This window comes from Streptomyces sp. NPDC127190, assembly GCF_042672505.1.
In the GTDB taxonomy this organism is placed as follows: domain Bacteria; phylum Actinomycetota; class Actinomycetes; order Streptomycetales; family Streptomycetaceae; genus Streptomyces.
The window spans coordinates 90,323-109,546 of sequence record NZ_JBHXVE010000018.1; the positions used below are offsets into that span (position 1 = coordinate 90,323).

A 19,224-nucleotide genomic window follows, 5' to 3' on the forward strand; every position below is an offset into this window, starting at 1 on the left:
GGCTGCGGCCCGGTGCTGCCGGCAGCAGTTGCCCGCGGACGATCAACTGGCGCAGGTGGCGGCGGACGAGGTTCACGCCACCCCGCGTCGCCTCGCACCACCTCCCTGAGGCAACATCGTCCGCCGTCCTCCCCGAGGAGCCCACAGAGCGGGCTCCTCAGCCGATGCCGAGCTTGCCAAGGACCGTGGCCCAGGAGCCGACAATGGCGTTCTGCGCGGCGGCAAGAGAGATCTTCCCGGAGCAGACGGCAGTGGGCAGCTGCGTCCCCACCGGGTCCTTCCGGTTGTTCCGTCCAGCTGCTTGCCGCGCCCCGCGCGGCCCGAAGGCAGACGTTCGCTGACCTCGGCCCCGGATTGCCGGCTGCCTGCCGCCTCGGTGCTCTGCCACGCGCGTAGCGGGCCCTTGGACGGGACAGGGATAGTGCCGACGGGCCGGTGGCAGTCGGGAGGGTGTTGTGCGGCGGACGGTTGACGTGCTCGTGGTGGGGGACGGGGTGTTGGGCCGGTCGATCGCGTTCGCGCTCGCCGCCGCCGACCCCAGGGTGCGGGTCGCTGTGGCGGGCCGGCGCGCGGCCGGGGCCTCGCGGGCGGCGGGTGCGATGCTCGGCGTCCTCGGCGAAGTGACGGCCAGTGGGATGCGCACCGTCCACGGCAGGCTGCGGCTCGCCATGGCCGTCGACGCCGCCGCCAAGTGGCCCGCCTGGCGCGAGCAGGTACGCGAACGCGCGGGCACGTCGGCCCCGGCCCGGGACGGCTACGGAAGCGGTACATTCGTCCTGCTCAACGCCGTCTCCAGCCCGATCGACGACCAGTCCTTCGCCGCCATCACCAAGGCAGGCCCCGAACACGGCCTGCCCGTCGAGGAGATCGACCCGGCCGCAGTCCCAGGCCACCGGCCGCTCGACAACGACCGAGCGCTGCGCGCCCTCCACCTGCCCGCCGAGTCCTACCTCGATGCCCGCCGCTGGCTCGCCACCCTCGACGCCGCCCTCGCCCACCTCCCCAACCTCACCCGCCTGCCGTCCGGCCGACTGCGCCCCGACGGCCACCACTACACCCTGCACACCCGCTCCGCCATCGTCACCGCACCCACCCTCGTCCTCGCCGCCGGCGCCTGGACGACCCCGCTGCTGGACGCCCTCGACCCCGACCTGCCCGTTCTGCCCGTGGTCGCCGCCGAAGGCGCCGCCCTGACCCTCGCCGCACCAGCCCCGCTGCCCGCCGTGCTGCGCACCCCGAACCGGGCCTACGCCTGCGGACCGCACGCCGTCCCGCAGGCCGACGGCACCTGATACGTCGGCTCGTCCGCCGCGCCCGCGCTCGTCCCCGGCGGCGAACCCACTGCCGCCGGGGTGCGGTTCCTCCTGGACACCGCGATAGGCCAGCTCGACCACCGCCTGACCACCGCCCGCATACACCGCCTGCACCACGGCAACCGCCCTGTCGCGCTGGACGGCCACCCATTGATCGGCGCCACCGCCCGTCCCGGCCTGTGGCTGGCCACGGGCACCCACCGCGACGGCCTGCACGCCTCACCGCTGATTGCCCAGGAACTCGCCGAGGCCATCGTGTGCGGCCGATCCGGCGACCGGCTCGCCCCGTGGCGGCCCGACCGCTCGCCGATCGCGGACTGGACCAAGGAGGAAGCCGTCGAGGAAGCGCTCGTCCAGCACCGGGCGCTCGCCGCCGAATCACGGATGCGCCCGCCGCTGACCGGCGACTGGCCGGCCCGCCTGGACGACGCCTACCGCCACCAGCTCACCACCGCCTACGACCGCCTCCCCGAAGGCTTCGTGCTCCCGCCCGATCTGGCGCCCATCGCCTACGAACACGGCCCCGCTCTCGCCACGCTGATCGACCGTCACCTCGCCCGCGCCGCACGGAGCGCAAGCCGGGCGCCCGCATCAGCAGCCTGAGAAGGCGTACGTCACGTAAGGCAAGCCGGCTCGGACATGATCCGAAGTCGGGGGCCTGCGGCTCGGCGACCTGGACGCCTGCCGGTGGTTTTGCAGGGGTCCGGGTCGCCCCCAACCTGAACGGCACCGACGGGGACACACCGTCCGAGCCGAGGCCAGGCGTCCGGTGTTGCTCCACGCTGCGATCGCGGGTGGGCACCAGGGTGCCGTCGACGATGTAGACGGTGTCCTTGCGTGGCCGGCGAGATGGCCAGCAAGGGCGCCAGGTGATCGAGGGTGTGGTCAGCCGCGGACTTCGAGACCCCAACAACGGCGCCACCTGCCGCAACGTCAGGTTCGTGCGCCAGTACGTCGCCACCAGCAATACCCGGTGCTCCAGTGGCAGCCGCCCGGGACGGCCACGCTGAACGTCACCACCACGACGCCGCACCAACGCCACCCACCTGGCGATCCGCGACTCGTTCAGCCCGGAGAACGGCTCGATCCACTTCGCATCATCCGCACAGATCACCCCACCCGTGCCCAGTCAACGCACCACCCGCCCCAGCGGTTTACGGGCAGCCTCCAGGGCTCCGGGGCCGATATGCGGCTTCGCGGGGCGGGGCGCATGATGGGGCTGAGGGAAGGAGAGGCGTCATGCCCAAGCTTTCGCTGTTTTCCAACAACTTCCCGGATTTCTTCATCGTCGAACGGAGCGGCGACGTCGATATCTCCAAGATCGAAACGGATGACGACCGGCGCAACGCCACTTTCGAGTGGACCGGCCCCGCGTTGGACTTCGGCGAAACGGGACGGCTGGTGCGAGCCACTCTCCCGCTGGGCTTCTGTCTGCGGATCGACGCGCTGGAGGGGTTCCGCGTAGTCGGCAAGTTCTTCACCGGGATCATCGACCCCGACGTCGCGGAAGAGGTTCGTGAGGATTCGACTTTTGTCCTTGAAAGAGCGGAGATCGACCCGAACCAGGCCTCGTTCCGGTCCGTACGGTTCCCCGACCGTTTCCTCCGGCACCGGGACTTCCACCTCTTCGCGGAACCGGTGAACACCCCCGGAGAGCTTCAGGACGCGTGCTTCAGGATCGCCCCGCCGCTCTCCTCGGAGGCGTGACGGGTCATCACGCCAGGGCACTGCTACTGGCGATGGCCTACCTGACCGCGCGCCGGGCCCGCTCCCGCAAGGCGGCGTCCGCGTGGTGGGTTGCGGCGCCGCCCCGGACGAACGCGCCCACCTCTTCGTCGGCAGCTAAGGCCACGGCCAAACGCGACGGCTACAGCCGAAGACAAGACCTCCTTCAGAGTGCGCAAAGACAACCTTAATTAGTGCCACAGCTGGTAGTTGCCGCCGTTGCCGGGCAGGGCATAGACGCTGCCGCTGGCGTTGCTGTCCAGGTAGTAGCCGGTGGCCTTGTTCCGCAGGCGCCAACCGTTGCCCTGCCACTCCTCGTACCAGCGCTCGTAATCGTTGTTGGGCTTGCAGTTCTCCATGTAAACGCTATTGTCCCAGTAAGCGGTCAGGCACACGTTGGAGACCCCGTACGGCGTTTCGATATAGCTGCCGTCGGACTGCTGGAAATCGCTCCAGTCATAAGGCCCGTTGTACCAGGTGTGGTCGTGCGTCTCGACCGCCGATTCCGTGCTGGGCTCGTAGACCAGGTACTTCCCGGTGGCATCGTCACTCCAGGTGACCTTCGGGGCCGAAGCGTGCGCTGCGGGCGAGCTCAAAATCGTGCTGGCTGCGACGGCCGTGACTGCGACTACGAGCCGCGATATGTGCTTCTTCATCATGTCCTCTCATGTGAACAGGGCGGCGGCAGCGTATCCAAGATCAAGTGCTCAGTGCTACCGCTGTACCGATGTTCCCCGCGTCGGGCGAAGGCGGGCGAGTTCGGGGGCTCGCCGGCCACCGCCCACCGCCGGTTCACGGCCTGGACGAAGGCGGGGGCATGGCGGCGGCTGCGGGCACGGCAAGATCACCCTTGCCTGGGCCGACGGCGGCTACACGGGGTTTGTGGTGCTGCCGAGACGGCGGGTGGTGGAACGAACTCTGGGGGCTGTTGCGTTCACGACGCCTGGTGCGTGACTTCGAGACGCTGCCCACCAGCAGCGAGGCGTTCATCCGCTTCTCGGCGAGCATGCTCGTGGCCCGCCGCCTGGCCCGCCCGGTCCACTCCCCGCAGCAGGACCGGACGACGCTCGCCGCATGAACCGGCCCGACGGCGACGCCACCCGCGACCCCCGCTCGACCAGCCGTTTCGCCCTGGACCGCGCTCCCTCGATCTTCGCCGGCACCAGCGGCAGATCCAGCCGGGCCACCAGCTCCTTCGTCAACACCCCCTCGCCGTCACTCGGTTCGGCCTGGACCAGCTCAACGATCGGCAGGGGCAGGGGCATCCGTCTCCCCGGCCGGCATGGCCAGGGCATCAGCGAGTGAACTCAACGGCCGCGTCCGGAAAGACAACGGCTACGACGACTTGTGGGCGCTGATCGGGCCGCTGCTGCCACCCTGGCCGCAGAAGGCGCCCGGCCCGAAACCGGTGGACGGCCGGCTGTGCCTGCCATCTTGTACGTGCTCTCCAACGACGTGAGCCTGCTGCCACGGGAGCCGGGGTTCGGTTCCGTCAGACCTGCTGGCGTCGGCTGGGCCGGTGGCATGAGGCCGGCGTCTTCGACCAGTTGCACCGCCTCCTGCTTGCCGAGCTGCACGCGGCCGGCGAGCTGGACTGATCTCGCGTCGAGACAATCAGCCACCTATAGGATGGACCGTACCGGTGAGAGCGGTCAGCGATGCTGTGAAGTCGTTGAAGTCCAAGTCGCCAAAGGAATCATCCCATCGGCCTTCCGTACCTTGTACCTGACCACGCGACGCCGTCCAGGGGAGTCCGCCGGAAGGGGCGCCCCGCTTGTGCCAACCGGCAACCGCAATCTCCTGATCGAAGGTTTCCTCTCCGACACCAAACGTATTCGGGCGACTGAAGTTGCCTATCTGCTCCGTCTGGCGTACTCCGTTGATGTAGACAATGCCAGCCTGTTCCCAGTCCGAGTTTCCACCCGCGAAGAGGATTGCGGTCGAGAACGGGAGCACCGTACCGATACGTTGAAGTGTCTGGTTGTTGATGGGCTGATTCGTGCCATCAGGAGCGTGAAGGTCCTCGAACATGGCCCCACCTCTCTACGCGGCGGATCCCCTCTTTAAGCGTAGCCTCGGTTGGTCAGGGTTGCTGAATGGGCAGGAGCCGTAGAAGCTGAGGCGAAAAGGGCTGGACCTGGTCGAGACGGGGCCGGACTCCGCTGACCGAGGTTCGCCCGTCTCCGGAATCCGGGCAGTGAACCCGGAGCCGACCAGATCGCCAACCGCAAGCGCAACAGCCGGCGAGGCGGTCGATCAAGGAGTCCGTGAAAACCCGCGGCTTCCCGAGGCGGTGACGGCAGCACCGGCTTGGGCGCGTAGTCACAGGTCATCCCGTGGGCGGCAGTGTGGGGGCAGGAGGATTGGGGGGCTCGGTCAACCGTTGGTCCCCTCCGGGACCCGTGCAGCCGTGCCGGCCCGAGGTGAGGACTGCGCAGGCCTTGACGGCCGACGGGGTGGGGGCGGCGAGCATGGCGGTGTAGGTGTCAGTGTCGTAGTGCACCTTGTTCTGCTGGGTGCTGTTGCGCGGCCCCACGATGCGGGCGATGTCGCCGGGGCGGCCCCAGCTGATGCGGGCCCACGCGGCCCGGCAGGCGTCGCTGTACCGCAGCTCCACGTAGACCTGCTGGACCTTGGTCAGGGCCGCCGTCCACGCGTCACCCCCGCAGCCGGCTTCTTTCGGGTCCTTTCCGGCGCAGCTGTCCGCGAAGCAGTTGACGTCGGCCTGCCTGCCCTGGGGCTCGGTTTTCGACACGGCGGCCCGTGCCCTGCCGGTCGACGAGCCACCCTTGACCAGCACGACCGCGGTGCCCGCGAGCAGGAGGGCCAACAGCAGGGCCGCCGCCCAGAGCAGCCGTGCGTCGTGCCGAAGACGCCGCCGCCCCTCGTCGGACGACGGCGGAGTGGCCTCAGTGGGGTCGACGGGCGGTTCGGGCCGCGGGGCGGGTGGTGCGGGCCGTCCGCCTCCTGCCCGCTGATCGTGCGCGGCGGCGTTGGCCAGTTCCCACAGCGCTGCGAGCCGGGCGGGCTCCGCGTCGGACAACTGCCCCATGACGGTGACCGCTTGCCGTGGCGGCAGTGTCTTGCCGTTGAGGTACCGGTCCCAGGAAGACTTGCTGTACGGGGTTCGCTCGGCGAGTGCCGTCAGGCTCAGTCCGCTGCGGATCTTCAACGTCCGTAGTTCGGTGACCAGTTGCCGGACGTCCGTCGCCAGGTCGTCCGGCAGTGGTTTCCAGCCGGTCACTGAGACCCCCCACCACCAGTTGTCCCACCTGTCTCCCACGGTAGCGGCGGGGCATAGACCACCAGCACCGTCAAATCCGCCAAATTCCTTGGCCGGTGCCCACGGACGCGGCTAAGACGGTTGGATGCGTGGAAAGACCGCGGCCGGTGCCGCGCTGTGTGTACTTCTCGTCGGGGCGCTGTGCGCGGGGGCCACTCGACCGCACGACGAACGAGAGCCGAACGGCCGGGTACTCCTGTCGGACCTGCACGCGGCGGACCTGCTGGTGTCCGGTCGAACGAAGCGCAGTGACGTCGTGGGACTGTGGCAGGCGATCCTGTGGGCCGACGGCTACACGGCGCGAAGACGGGTCTCCTGCGTGTACGACGGTCCGACGGCCGTCGCGACCCGCGCATGGCAGAGCAATCACCACCTCTCGGCGGACGGTGTGGTGGGACCGGCGACCTGGGGCACGGCCGCGGCGCGTCTGGCCCCGGTGGGCCGCTGGACGGTCTACCGGGGTGAGCGGTACGACCTTCCGCTGCGTCGGGACGCGGACGGATTCCTCGAGGTCTACGACGCCGGGGTGTTTCGTCGGCTGCGGACCGACGAGGTCACCCTGACCCTGTGCCGGTGACGCGGTCGATCCAGCTGTCGTACAGCGTGACCCCGAGTTGGTGGCCGCCGACGACCACGGTCGCCGTCGCCGATCCGGGACCGCCCGCGACCATCGGGGTGCGGACCGCGCCGGCGGGGGCCGAGCTCCCCTCTCCCCCTCGCGTGGTGATGCGCAGGCCGCGCGTGGCCCCCGCCGACTCGACCTCTGCCCAACTGGCCTGACATGCCGGGCTGTACACGAGCTCCAGGACCTGGCCGTACGCCCGCAGGCGGTGGACGGTCACCCGGTCGCCGTCGCATCGCTCCCGGCCGGGATCCCGCCCCTCGCAGGCGACCGACCGGCATCCGGTCGTCGCGCTGTCGGCCCCGCCCGCCAGTGGGTACGGCCAGGCCGGCACGCCGGTCGGTGCGCCGTGTGGTGGGCGGTCGGCCGACCTGGCGTTCCACGGCCACACGAGCACGGCGACGGCAAGAAGCACGCAGACGGCCGCGACGCCGACCCAGGGTATGACCGGGCCGGCTGTCGCCCCGGGTCGCCCGGACGAGAGGGCGGCCGGCGGCGAGGGTGTGTGGGGCGGTGGCTCTCCGGCGGGCCCGGACAGGTCCAGGGCGGGGAGCGCCTCGGACACCCGCGATTCCGGCCCGGTGTCCAGGGGCTGCCCCTTCTGCCAGGCATGAGCGGCCGACTCCCACAACACCCGTAACTGCTCCCGGTCGGCATGCGCCAGTCGGCCCACTGCCTCCACGGCAGGCCAGGGCGGCAGCCGGGAACCGTTGACGTAGCGCCGCCAGGAACTGCGGCTGTACCCGGTTCTGGTGGCCACGGCCGCCGCGCTCGCCTCGCATCTGTCCAGGCACAGGCGCAGCTCCCGCACCAGCCGGACGACCTCGATCGGCAGGTCTCCCGGCAGTGGTCGCCAACGGCCCACAACGCCCCTCCCCACTCGGTCCGTCGTGCCACGAACGTTCCCCGGGCGCATTCCAGCGTCCCACCGCGTTGCCCACGGCTCTGGCATCCTCGCAGGCCACGGGCCGGGCGTCCCGGATTTGGGTCAGGTGCCCGGCACCGATGGCCGCCGCGATCGCACCCGGCCAGACTCGTCGGCACCTGCGGCGGCCGAGCATCGGGCCGGCCGATCCGCCGTACGCACAGACTCCGGGGGTTCACGTGAACGCTGCGCGCCACGCCGTATCGAGGGGGCGGAGAAGCACAGGCCTTGGTGCGTCCCGCGGGACGGACGGCGGTCCGAGACCCGCGCCGAGGCCCGCCGCGTCACCCGTCGACGGACTGCTCCGGGACATCAAGGCATTCGTCGAGGACCACCTTGCCGACGCCGATCTCTCACCGGCCTCGATAGCCGCCGCGCACCACATCTCCGTGCGGTATCTGCATCATCTCTTCCAGCGGGACCGGCGGAGCGTCGGCGCCTACGTGCGTCGACGGCGCCTGGAACGCTGCCGGGCGGATCTCGTCGCCCCCGCTCTCGTCCGTCGCGGCGTCGGCCAGGTCGGGAGGCGATGGGGCTTCCGGGATCCGGCGGTGTTCAGCCGGGCCTTCAAGTCGGCGTACGGGGTCACGCCCGTGCTCCTCCCCGTCCTCACCGGCGAGCGCCACGCTCCGCTCGTGCGGCGGGCAGCAGGCCTCGCGGTGCGCGCTGCGGCTGCTCGTTGGAGTCGAGCGTGACGACGGCGCCCCCCGCGAAGGGCGTGGCGGGGCCGAAGTTGGACGCCCCGCCGAGCGCTCCGCGGGTGAGGACCTGCGCGCCGGTGACGGTGAGAGTGTCCCCGCTGAGGGCGGTGTTCAGCACGAACAGGGCTCCGGCCTGCAAGGAGCCGTCCTCCCACGGCGCGGTGACCAGCAGTTCGGGCCGTCCGTCGCCCGTCACGTCAAGGATCCGCAGGCCGTAGCCGAATCCCTCACCGACCTGGGCACTGGCACCGATCGCCGCGGCGTTCTCGTCGAAGGTGGCACCCGGGGCGGACAGCAGGCCCGCGCTGCCGCCCCGCAGCAGCGTCACCGTTCCGGTGTTGTTCTCCCGCAGCGCCCCCGTCGCCAGATCGGCGTACCCGTCGCCGTCGAGGTCCCCCACGGCCAGGGAACCGCCGAAGAAGTCGTTCTCCTCCGGAGTGCCGGGGATGCCAGGGCTGCTCTGGCTGATCGTCTGTACCCGGCTGGGGCTGATGCCGCCGGACCCTCCGCGGGCGACGACGAGGGCGCCGGAGTACTGGGGCTCGCCGGAGGCACGGTCGGCGAAGACCAGGACGTCGGCGTTGTTGCCGCCGTGGAACCGTCCCACAGCGACGGTGCGCAGGTGGTCCTGGGTGTGGGTGTCCTGGACGCTGATGGAACTGGTGGCGGCCGCGTTGATGCCTCCCGAGGAGCCGGGGATCACCACGACGCCGCCCCAGGCGTCGGACACCCCGCTGATCGCCTCCCCGGGCGCGCTGACCACCAGGTCGTCCTTGGCATCGCCGGTGACGTCCCCGGCCGCGACCGACCAGCCGAACTTGTCCCCCGTCTCCGGCGTTCCCGGAACCCCGGAGGTGTCCTGCGAGACGCCGACCGAGCGGCTCGCCGTGATGCCGCTGCCGCTGCCGAACAGGACGGTGACCGCGCCGGCCCGCTGGGTGCTGCCGATCGCCTCGCCGGGGGCGCCGACAGCGAGGTCCGCGAAGCCGTCCGCGTCGAAGTCACCGACCGTGAGGCTCGCGCCGAACCGATCGCCGGGCTCGTTGTCACCGGGGATGCCGGGCACGCCCTGGTCGATCTGCGCGAGACCGTTGGGGATGAGGCCCAGGTAGGGCGATTCGCGCTTGCCGTACAGGATGGTGACCATGCCGACGGCGAGGTTGCTGTTGATGCTCTCGCTCGGGTTGCCGATGGCGACGTCGGCGAGTCCGTCACCGTTGAAGTCGCCCGTCACCAGGGACGCCCCGAAGGTGTCGTCCGACTCCCCGCTGCCCGGGACGAAGTCGTTGCTGTCCTGGCTGATCGTCACGGCGGGCCCTGCGGGAAGCGTGCCCCCGCCGGGTATCACGTAGATGGAGCCGCCCTTGTCGATCCCCTCCGCATTGGGGTCCCCGGCGAAGGTGAGCCGGGCCCCGGTGGAGACGACCATGTCGGGGATGCCGTCACCATTGACATCGGCCCGGGCGGCTACGCCGCCGGGGGCGGTCAGTGCCGCGTGCGGGTGGGGCCGGGCCAGGGCCTGGCCCGGCGCCGCAATCAACACAGCCAAGAGACCCAGTGAAGCAGCGACACAGGCTGCAATACGCTTGACAGACAACTGCCCTCCCGATTTCCCGGGGCTTATCAGCAGGGGTTTGTCAAACCTATGAGACAGGCGCTCCTCATAGGCGCTATCTCTCTGAACATGATCGTTCGGCCGAGGAAATTATCCGGCACCGGAATCAGATCCCTTGCTGATCGGCCATAGCCGATGGAATACCCAGTCCACGCCTGGTCGCCAGTTCCATGCATCGCGCATGTAATTACCTTTGATCCGTTGCACATCGAGAAGTAGGAGCTCGACTGGTCCGACGGCTTCTTACTGGTGACCTGTGCCGATGCCGATACACCAACGACCATCCCGCTGAGTTTCAACCCACCTCCGAATGCCCCCCAGACCTGGCCATCCTGGATGGTGAGCGAGAAGCAGTAGAGCGCACACCCGTTTACACTGACCCCCACGTGTTGCCACGCGAACTTCGCCAGGGCTTTAGCTGGATCGGCATAGATGTTCTTATCGCCGATAAATGGATCCGCCTTGCATGTGCCGGTCGAGAAGCCGAGAACCCCCTGGCAGAAGTTGTCCCAAGCGAACGCATTGCCCTGCGCCGCCCAGGCGAGGAGGTCACGGCGGGTGAGTAGACCACTTCCCTCGTATCCCATTTGCCGATACAACTGGACCATTCTCCGCAGTGTGTCCCAGTTGGCCCCGGGATGTACGGGCTGGCCGAGCCAGCGGTCGTCGTCATTACCGGCGCCCACGTCGGACGTTTCCTTGCCGTCCGGCCGTTGCCCCGGGGCGCAGGCGTTTTCGCCTGTTGTGCCCTCACACACGCGCAGCCCCGTCGGGTCGCTGAACGTCGTCGGGTTGCCGTCGGCGTACGTGTAGCCGTTCAGGGATTGCGGCTTTGTCTTGTCGTACAGGGGGTCCGGGGAGATGAAGCGGGCCAGGGACGGGTCGTAGTAGCGGGCGCCGATCTGGTCGAGGCCGGTGTCGGCGTCCTCCGTCTTGCCGAGGAAGCCTCGGTCGGTCAGGGGCACGGCGTCGGTGGCGCCGCGGTGTGCGCCGTAGGGGAGGTAGCGCTGGCGGGAGACCTTGCCCGTGGCGGCATCGATGGCGAGCTGGGTGGAGTTCTGCTGGTCGTTGGCCAGCCATTGCAGGGTGTCGGGCGTGCGCAGGGCGACGACGCTGCCGCCCGCGGTGTAGTAGCGCCTCGCGCTGACCGCCGAGCCGGTGCGGGTCAGTTCCATGCCGTCCAGGTAGAGCGTCGTGGCGCTCGGGCTGCGGCGGACCAGCCGGTCGCCGTCGGCGTCGTACGCGAACGACGTCGTCGCGCCCGCGCTGGTGACCGAGGTGAGGGAACCGTTGTCGGCCCAGGCCAGGGTGGCCGCGGTGCCGCCGACCGAGCGTGAGGTGAGGCGTCCGTCGGCGTCGTAGCCGTAGGTGTCGGAGCCGACGGAGGTGACCGCGTGCGGGCGCACCGCCGTCGGTCCGGGGTCGGGGTAGGAGTAGGTGCGCGTGGCGGCGTCGTCGGTGACGGCGGTCATGTCGCCTACGGCGTCGTACGAGTAGGCCAGCCGGTAGGGGTCCGTGCCTGTCTTGTCGGCACCCGAGGGCCCCGCGGAGCAGGCCGCCGTCGTCGTCCAGGCATTGCTCAGGCGCTGCAGGGCGTCGTAGCCGTAGCACTGGTTCTGCGGTACGGCCTGGGTCTGGTCGGTGACGGAGGTCAGGTCGCTGTCGTCGTCGTAGGCGTAGGTGTCGTACTGCACCCGGTCGCCGGCCACATAGCTCTGTACGGACGACAGGCGCTGGGCGCCGGAGCTTTCGTAGCCGTACTGCCGCTGCACGCTGCCGTCGGCCCCGTAACTCCTGCCCTCGAGCACTCCGTTGCCGTAGTAGGTGCTGGTCTTCACGTAGGTGGCGGCATCACCGGTCAGGGTGTCCGGGCGGCCGGTGTCCGTGTATCCGGTGGTGACCTTCTCGGCGGGCAGGCCGCCGGCCGCTGGATACGAGATCCAGGTCTGGTGTCCGGCGCGGTCGTATCCGTAGCCGTAGGCATAAGTGCCGGCCAGTGCTCCTTCGGCGGTCGGCACGGTCCATGTGCGGCCGGTGACCTGGTAGCGCAGGTCGTAGCCGGTGACGTCGACGCGGTAGGCCTGCCCCCCGCTCCAGCGGGTGGTCGTGGCGGGGCGGCCGAGGACGAACTTGGTGGGTGTTCCGGTCTGACCGGGCATGGGCACGGTGTCGTAGGTCCATTCGGCGAGCTTGGTGTCGCCCACCGAACCGGACCATTCGGTGCGTTTGCGGTTCAGCGCGTCGTAGGTGTACGCGAGAGTCTTTCCGGCCGCGTCCTTCGTGGTGAGGACGTTGCCCGTGGGGTCGTAGGTGGTGGTCGACGGGCCGGCGTCGGGGTCACGGGTGCTGGTGCGGTGGCCGAGCCAGTCGTAGCCGTACGAGGTGAGGTTGCCGGCCGCGTCGGTGAGGGTGGCGACCTCTCCGCGCGGTGTGTACGTGTAGCTGGTGGTGGGGGTCGCGGACGGCGGCACGTCGCTGCCGGCGGGGACGTTCTCCTGCACCTTGGCGAGTCGGTCCAGGCCGTCGTTCCAGTAGGCGGTCCGGGCGCCGCGCGGTGGGGTGACCACCTTTCCGTCGCCGTAGTTGGCGGTGGTGGTCGTCCAGTCGACCGCGCCGTAGCCGGACAGGGTGCTGGAGGTCTCCCGCTGCAGGGCGTCGTAGGTCTTCTCGGTCCACGAGGGGATCTCGCTGGGAGCCGGGTTGAGGAGCAGGTCCGGGTCGTCGCCGGGAGCCTGGGTGTTGTAGAGCGCTGCCGAGGTGCCCTTGGCCAGGCCCCGGTCGTCGTAGGTCGTGACCGTGACCGTGCGGCCGCCGGTGCGGGCCGCGCTGGGCGCCTGTACCTCGCGTGTGCGGCCGAAGCCGTCGAGATAGGTGTATGTCGGGAGCCACTGGGGGGTGCCGTCGGTGAGCGACTGCAGCTGGCGCGCGGTCACGACGGTCGGCTTGTCCGGCTGCGAGTTGGGGGCGGTTCCGTCGACGGTGACGCGGTAGGTGTACTCGTAGGAGGGCACCGCGCCGGCCGGCGGCGGGACGTCCACGGCGTTCGGCTTGGGTTCGGTCGGCAGCCACACCCGGACCAGCCGGCCGGCGCCGTCGTAGTCGGTTGTCGTGGTCAGGCCGTTGGGGTCGATGGTGCGGGACACCACTCCGAAGGCGCGGCTGGTGTACGTCGTGGTGCTCTGGTTCAGCGGATTGGTCGTCCTGGTGCCGTTCACCGGCCAGCCGCTGGTCGGGTTGTAGGACGTGGTGGTGGTGTGGTTGAGCGGGTCGGTGTCGGAGGTGACGCGGCCGTACTGGTCGTAGATCTTCTTCTCGTCGGAGTGGGACGTGTCGTTCCAGTACCGGCGGATCTCGGTCGGGTTGCCGTCGATGGGCTGGTCGCTGGTGCCGGGTGCGGTGGCGTTGTCGTAGAGGGTCACGGTGCGGGCCACCACCGGCCCCGGGCACTGCGTGGTGCTCGCGTCGGGGTCGCCGTTGTGCGTCTCCTGGGTTTCGGGATAGTCGAGCATCCAGCGCCAGTCGCTGGTGTTCTGCGCGTAGGTGATCTCGCTGCAGGTGTTGTCGGTCCCGGTGCCGATCTCGCCCCACTGGACCGTCCGGGTGGGCAGTCCACCGTTGGCGGTGCTGTAGCCGTCCTTGTCGCTGCCGGTCTGCCGCCAGGTCCCGTCGGCCCTCAGCTGCCGGGCCCGGGTCTGGTACGGGCGGATCATGTGGGCGTTGTGCAGGCCGGGGCCGTTCGCGGTGACGCCCGAGTCCCAGTAGGTGTACCGCTCGGAGGCGAGTTCGGTGCGCGAGCCGTCGGAGTTCAGACGGTAGTGGCGGGTCTGCAGCGTCTCGCCGCTCTTGGCGTGGTTGTCGGCGAACTGGTTGCCGTCCCAGTCCGTGAGGTTGACGTTCTTGGTGCCGCCGCTCTTGAGCTTGTCCCCGTCCATACCGCGGAAGTGGGTGGTCTCCGTGACCGTGCGCTGCTCGGCCGGCCCGCTGCCGTCGGTCTGCCGGACGGTGGCGTAGCCGCGCCAGTCGGCCCACTGCTGCTGGACGGTGGGGGTGGTGAGGTCGTCGTCGTAGTGCCAGGCCGGTTTGCCCAGGTAGTCGTACTGGGTGGTCCTGGTGGGCGAGCCACCGATCAGGTCGACCTGGTCGAGCTTGGTCACCAGGTACTTCTGGAAGACGCCGTGCACGGTCGAGGAGGCCCCTTCGGGCCGGTAGTCGACGCGGAAGCATTCCTGGTCGTTGGTGTCCCAGTGCTTGCCCGACTCCCAGGTGGAGTCGGAACCGTCGCTGGGACAGGTGGCGGCGGCGGAACCGTGGCCGTAGTGGATGTCCGTCGCACCGCCGAGCCCGTTCTGGATGCTGGTGATACGGCGCATGGGCATCGCCTTGGTGGAATCACCGCTGGGGTAGTCGACCCGGTTGTTGAGCCAGGCCCCGTCGAAGTCCACGGCGGGAAGAGTCACGTTCTCCGCCCATGTGCCCTGCACCTGGATGTAGTTGAGCCACAGCATCGCGTCGGTCGCGCCGGGCGGGTCGGGCATCGCATAGGTGGGTTGGATGCGGTCGACCTGTAGATAGGCCGAAGTAGCCGGGTCCCAGACCTGTGTGGTGATCGACGCCAGGCGCCGGGTGACGAAGAAGGCCGGGGAGTTCTTCGTGCAGTCCTGGCCGCTGGTGCAGATCAGATCGACCGGTACGTCAGGATAGTCGCTGTCGCTGGTGGAGGTCGGAGCGGAGCAGTTCGGGCTCTGCTTCGTGACGTCGGACAGGCAGCGGTAGGCGGTGGCGAAGTCCACGCGGTCGGCCGGCTTCTCGCCGGTCTGCATGCCGTACTCCACCCGGCTGAGGTATCCGCCCCTGTCGTAGGACTCCTTGTCGCCATTGGAGAAGCGCTTGTAGTAGTTGGTCTCCTTGGTCCAGGAGAACCGGGTGTCGTTCTCGTTGGGGTCCCGGATCTCGTCCAGGTTCCAACGGTACGTCTGGCGGCACAGTGACTGCGCCGCGTCGTGGCAGGGTTCGCCGCTGTCGTTGCCGACGACCGGCACCGTCCAGTTGGAGTCCTCGTGGTAGCCGAAGAAGTAGCGGGTGCCGTCGTCCGTGGAGACCACCCAGGCTTCCTTGCTGTTGTCGGAGTTGGCACCGTCGTAGGTGTGCTCGATCTTCCAGCCCGGGTCGTCCTCGGCGTGGTATCTGCCGTTGCCGTCCTTGATCAGCTCGGTGGTCGTGCCCTGCAGGGAGATGACGTACTCCGCGCCGTCCTCCGCGCCCGAATACGGCGAGCGCCAGCACAGGTCGGACAGGGTCGGGCTTCCGTCGTCGACGCACGTCCGGTACTTGCGCTCGATGAACCCGGGGTTCAGGTCCCAGCCCAGACCCGCCCAGGACGCCTGGTTGTTCGAGGCCGAGGTCCGGCCGTCGACCGACTGCGAGGAGTACTCCAGCGACAGGTCCGGCGCCTTGCCGTAGGGCGGAGGGGGCAACGGGAGCGGGTAGGAATACCGGAAGTCACCCGACTCAGGTCCGACCGACCACTTACCGGACGCCTTGAGATCGGTGGCCCGGTAGTCGCCGGAGTCACCGGACGCGGTGCTCACCAGGGCGTACACCGCGTTGTCGGCCAGCGGCACCCGGGCGCTGATCCGCCCCTTGTCAACGTCGTTGTCCGCGGGCACGAAGGCTGGCCGCCCTCGGCACGGTCTGGCGTCCAGCACGCACCGCGGCAGGCGTTCCATCCGTAGCCGGCTCGCGAGGTCGCCGCCGGCGGCATGACGGAACGACGCGTAGTCCATCGTGACGGTCACGGGAGCGGTCGCGGGTCTCGCCTGAGGTACTGCGTTGTCGGCGCGGGCAGCGGTGAAGACGTATCCGATGGCTCCCAGCCGCCGCGCCGTGGCCCGGTCGTAGGTACGCACCGCAACCCGAGCTGCGGTGTCCGCAGTTGCCGTCAGGCCGAGCCCGGTCCCCGGAAGCTTTGCAGTGTGTCCCTTGGTGACATCGAGGGTGGCGGAACGAGCCGTCGGCCAGGTGGGCGCCGCCGGTGACGCGGAGGAGACGGCCTCCCGGTCACGGCGCCTGGCCGCGGCGGGCAGCGGACGACCGGGTACGGACTTCTCCCTGCGCGGTGTCCCGGTATGCGCGGAGGCCTTCGCGGTGACGGTGGTCAGTGCGGAGGCGGGGACGGCACCCTGGAGCAGTCCGGCGAGGATCAGTGGCGGGCACAACAGTGCCAGCCACCGCGACAGTCGTCTGCGTACCTTCACAAGCCTCTCCCCCTCAGCCTGTCCAGGACGGCCGCCGGCCATAGGCTGCGGCAACCTCAGCAGTGGAACCCCGGCGAGCCTTTCACCGGCGGCTGTCCGATGCATTGACCGTGAACGCAATGCCGTTGTCGCTCAGCGCATGACTTCGGGCCCCCAGGCCCGCGGCGGGCGACCGCGGCGTGCGGGCCCGGATCACGGTGTCGGCGTCGGCCGCGGAGGCACGGAACCCCAGTTGGAGTCGCTGTTGCTCCGACAACGGCCACCTCGGCGTTCATGCCGTGGGACGGGTGAGCAACTCCCCTTTTCGGAAGCGCGTCGTGGCAGGCGAGCACCGCCTCGACGACTTCAGGCGGTTGACCGAGCAGCCTCGTCGGGCGCACCGTCTTCGTCGCACCGTCCGCCGCTCGCCCACCCGCGACCAAGAGGCTTTCGTCACCATGAAAACCCGCAACGACCGATGCCGCCCGCGCCGGACAGGCCGTCTCCTGGCCCTGGCCCTCGCCGCCGGTGCACTGCTGTGGCAGCCAGAGCCGGCTGCGGCGACGCCGACAGGCCCGGAGCCGGCCGCCGTGCAGGCGATCGCTGCCCGCACGGTGTCAACGGTCGACGGCGGCTTCGGCCTCGCGGCCACCGACCTGAGTGACCGCGTCGCCGATCTGACCACCTCGCTGCCCACACAGGGCGTCCAGAACCTGCTCAGCCAGGCCGACAAGTCGATCAGCAGCGGAACGGCCTGCGCGACTGATCCGTTCGGCGCCGGCGACGGCGGCATCGCTCCGCTGGCTCCGGCCGTCAAGTACTGCTGGAGCGACGACGATGCCCTGAACCACGAATGGATCCCACAGGGAATCACCGGTGTCTCGGATGCCCAGGCCGATGAGTACTGGGGTACGAAGCGGCCCCTGATCGCTTCCTGGTACGACGACTCCACCGCCTGCACGCCCGCCGGTACACCGGCGTGTGCCGACAAGGGGGTGCGCTTGTCCTTCCTCGACCCGGCCACCGGAAAGTATCGCCACGTCCTGCTCGCGGCGCCGTACTACAACTCCTACGGGCACATCTCGTACCGGGCGGTCAACATCCACGCCGGCGGCATCGCCTGGTACAAGTACCGCCTCTACGTCACCGACACCCTGCACGGGCTGAGGGTGTTCGACCTGCGTGACATCCTCGACCTCGACCCGGACCGGAACCCCAGCACGAACAACAGCACCCCCGACGGCCTGACCAGTAATGTCCAGGACAACGGCAAGGTCGGACGGCAGAGCAACGTCTGGTACTCCTACGGCTATCGCTACGTCCTGCCGCAGGTGGGCTCTTACGATTTCGTCAGCGCCCAGTACAACAGCTCAGCCGGCACGTGCGAGTCGAGTGGGGCGCCCAAGGCGTCCTACCTCTCGGTCGACCGCAGCAGCAGCCCCCCGCAGCTCATCATGGGCGAGTACTGCACCACCGACTCCACTCATCCCGACAACGGACGCATCGGCGCCCTGCCCGTCGACGACACGGACGGATCCCTCCTGGCGACTGCCGACGGCCTGGTGTCGGCGGTCGCCACCTACGCGCTACCCGTGAAACAGGTCCAGGGGGACTCCCGTTACGCCGGCCGCTGGTATCTCAACCAGAGCCATCGCTACAGCAATGCCAGTCTGTGGCGGGCAGCAGTGGGAGGCGACGGCGCCCTGGCGGTGACCGGGGGCGAGATTCGCACGGCGGTCGGCGCCGAGGACATGTACTACGAGCACGGTCAGGCCACCGGCGCGGCACCTTTGCTCTGGTCGCAGAGTGAGCACCGCGCCGACATCAACGACCCTTCCTGTACAGCGACCGGCCCCACACCCGACCCGACGCCCTGCGGACGGGTGATCTATGCCCACCGGGTGAGCGACATCCTCACCCAGCCGTGAGGCGCATGCGCCGCTTCATGCGAAGGAGCCGGCGCGTTCGGTGCACCGGCGAAGCTGAATGCCGCGCAGGGGATGGAAGCGCCCTCTGAGGCTCCCATCCTGTCGGTCATTCCATGGCGAGTGAGCCGTCAGCGGCCGGGGCGGGCACGGTGGCGGCCGGAGCCGCATCCGTCGCTCCCGCGGGCAACGGAGCACGGTCCGCCGCTCCGGCCCCGGAGGGCGCCCGGTCCGCCGGCCCGGCGTCGGCGGGCAGGGTGGGTACGACCAGCATCTTCGTCACGGAGCCGTCCTCGTCGACGACGTCCCGGACGTGCCGGAAGCCCAGTCGGCGGCACATGGCGAGGCTCGCGGTGTTGTCGGCGCCGACCATGCCGTACGCCTCGGTGAGCCCGAGGTCGTCGGCGGCGTGCCGGAGCAGCCCGCGCACCACCTCGGCCCCCAGGCCGCGGCCCCAGTGGGCGGGGGCGAGCGCGGTGACGAGTTCGTGGCCGTCGACGTTGCCGGTCGGCTTGATCTCGGCGTGGCCGACGTAGGTGCCCGCCAGCCACAGGCCCCACACGTCGAAGCGGCGCTGCGGGTAGACGTCGGTGAGGATGGCGCGGAACAGGGTGCGCAGGTCCGCTTCGGGCACCAGATCCTGGCCCATCCAGCGGCACACCTCCTCGTTGCGCAGGAGGGCGACGAAGTGGTCCTCGTCCTCGGGTCTGTAGGGGAGGAACTCCAGGCGTTCGGTGTGGAGTACGGGGATCATGGCGGGCTCCTCGATGTCGGCGGCCCACAGGGAGTACTGCTCCTCGTCGTTGCGCAGCACCTGGTAGCGGGTGTTCTCGTCCATGTCGGGCTCCTTCGTCCTATGGGTGTCGTCAGTACGGGTGTCGT

General features: G+C 69.6%; 13 protein-coding genes and 2 pseudogenes. 7 read left to right on the forward strand and 8 right to left on the reverse strand.

The genetic code is table 11. The features are described 5' to 3' along the window. The first annotated feature begins 482 nt into the window (after positions 1-482). Positions 483-1,916 (forward strand): annotated as a pseudogene (locus tag ACFVIU_RS25980) (NAD(P)/FAD-dependent oxidoreductase). A 175-nt stretch (positions 1,917-2,091) separates the two neighbouring features. Here the strand turns inward: ACFVIU_RS25980 and ACFVIU_RS25985 are convergent. Continuing rightward, positions 2,092-2,442, reverse strand: a pseudogene (locus ACFVIU_RS25985) (transposase family protein); the annotation flags it as partial. 110 nt (positions 2,443-2,552) lie between these two features. On the opposite strand from ACFVIU_RS25985, the gene ACFVIU_RS25990 reads away from it, so the two are divergent. After that, positions 2,553-3,020, forward strand: a complete 468-nt coding sequence (locus ACFVIU_RS25990) for an AbfB domain-containing protein (protein WP_385845391.1) — start codon at positions 2,553-2,555, stop codon at positions 3,018-3,020. Between the two features lie 209 nt (positions 3,021-3,229). Here the strand turns inward: ACFVIU_RS25990 and ACFVIU_RS25995 are convergent, their stop codons facing one another. Continuing rightward, positions 3,230-3,697, reverse strand: a complete 468-nt coding sequence (locus tag ACFVIU_RS25995; protein WP_385845392.1) for a hypothetical protein — start codon at positions 3,695-3,697, stop codon at positions 3,230-3,232. Positions 3,698-3,966: 269 nt separating this feature from the next. Between ACFVIU_RS25995 and ACFVIU_RS26000 the strand changes: the two genes are divergently transcribed. Further along, positions 3,967-4,116: a hypothetical protein gene (locus ACFVIU_RS26000; RefSeq protein WP_385845393.1), complete on the forward strand. Its 150-nt coding sequence runs from the start codon at positions 3,967-3,969 to the stop codon at positions 4,114-4,116. Then, a complete protein-coding gene (locus ACFVIU_RS26005) occupies positions 4,113-4,343 on the forward strand; it encodes a hypothetical protein (protein WP_385845394.1) in 231 nt (76 codons plus the stop codon). The genes ACFVIU_RS26000 and ACFVIU_RS26005 overlap by 4 nt, the downstream gene beginning before the upstream one ends. Positions 4,344-4,652: 309 nt before the next feature. Here ACFVIU_RS26005 and ACFVIU_RS26010 read toward each other — a convergent pair whose 3' ends face one another. Together ACFVIU_RS26010 and ACFVIU_RS26015 are read right to left on the reverse strand one after the other, a co-directional pair. After that, positions 4,653-5,069, reverse strand: coding sequence for a hypothetical protein (locus ACFVIU_RS26010; RefSeq protein WP_385845395.1), 417 nt, complete (start codon positions 5,067-5,069; stop codon positions 4,653-4,655). Positions 5,070-5,367: 298 nt separating this feature from the next. Next, entirely contained in the window at positions 5,368-6,282 is a 915-nt protein-coding gene (locus tag ACFVIU_RS26015) for a DUF2690 domain-containing protein (protein ID WP_385845396.1), read from the reverse strand. Between the two features lie 124 nt (positions 6,283-6,406). Here ACFVIU_RS26015 and ACFVIU_RS26020 point away from each other — a divergent pair, with 124 nt between their 5' ends. Next, positions 6,407-6,898 carry a peptidoglycan-binding protein gene (locus ACFVIU_RS26020; RefSeq protein WP_385845398.1) on the forward strand — a complete coding sequence of 164 codons (492 nt, stop codon included), beginning with the start codon at positions 6,407-6,409 and terminating at the stop codon, positions 6,896-6,898. On the opposite strand, the gene ACFVIU_RS26025 is transcribed toward ACFVIU_RS26020, so the two are convergent. Continuing rightward, the gene (locus tag ACFVIU_RS26025; RefSeq protein WP_385845399.1) at positions 6,876-7,808 is read right to left on the reverse strand and encodes a helix-turn-helix domain-containing protein; all 933 of its coding nucleotides are present in this window, start codon (positions 7,806-7,808) and stop codon (positions 6,876-6,878) included. The genes ACFVIU_RS26020 and ACFVIU_RS26025 overlap by 23 nt on opposite strands. A 140-nt stretch (positions 7,809-7,948) precedes the next feature. On the opposite strand from ACFVIU_RS26025, the gene ACFVIU_RS26030 reads away from it, so the two are divergent. Then, entirely contained in the window at positions 7,949-8,563 is a 615-nt protein-coding gene (locus tag ACFVIU_RS26030; RefSeq protein WP_385845400.1) for a helix-turn-helix domain-containing protein, read from the forward strand. On the opposite strand, the gene ACFVIU_RS26035 is transcribed toward ACFVIU_RS26030, so the two are convergent. Beyond that, positions 8,478-10,112: a hypothetical protein gene (locus ACFVIU_RS26035; protein WP_385845469.1), complete on the reverse strand. Its 1,635-nt coding sequence runs from the start codon at positions 10,110-10,112 to the stop codon at positions 8,478-8,480. The genes ACFVIU_RS26030 and ACFVIU_RS26035 overlap by 86 nt on opposite strands. Positions 10,113-10,192: 80 nt before the next feature. After that, positions 10,193-16,438 (reverse strand): RHS repeat-associated core domain-containing protein, encoded by a 6,246-nt coding sequence (locus tag ACFVIU_RS26040; protein WP_385845401.1) that lies wholly within the window; start codon positions 16,436-16,438, stop codon positions 10,193-10,195. A 317-nt stretch (positions 16,439-16,755) separates the two neighbouring features. On the opposite strand from ACFVIU_RS26040, the gene ACFVIU_RS26045 reads away from it, so the two are divergent. After that, positions 16,756-18,345: a hypothetical protein gene (locus ACFVIU_RS26045; RefSeq protein ID WP_385845402.1), complete on the forward strand. Its 1,590-nt coding sequence runs from the start codon at positions 16,756-16,758 to the stop codon at positions 18,343-18,345. Between the two features lie 106 nt (positions 18,346-18,451). Here ACFVIU_RS26045 and ACFVIU_RS26050 read toward each other — a convergent pair whose 3' ends face one another. Beyond that, the gene (locus ACFVIU_RS26050) at positions 18,452-19,180 is read right to left on the reverse strand and encodes a GNAT family N-acetyltransferase (protein ID WP_385845403.1); all 729 of its coding nucleotides are present in this window, start codon (positions 19,178-19,180) and stop codon (positions 18,452-18,454) included. Between the last annotated feature and the right edge of the window lie 44 nt (positions 19,181-19,224).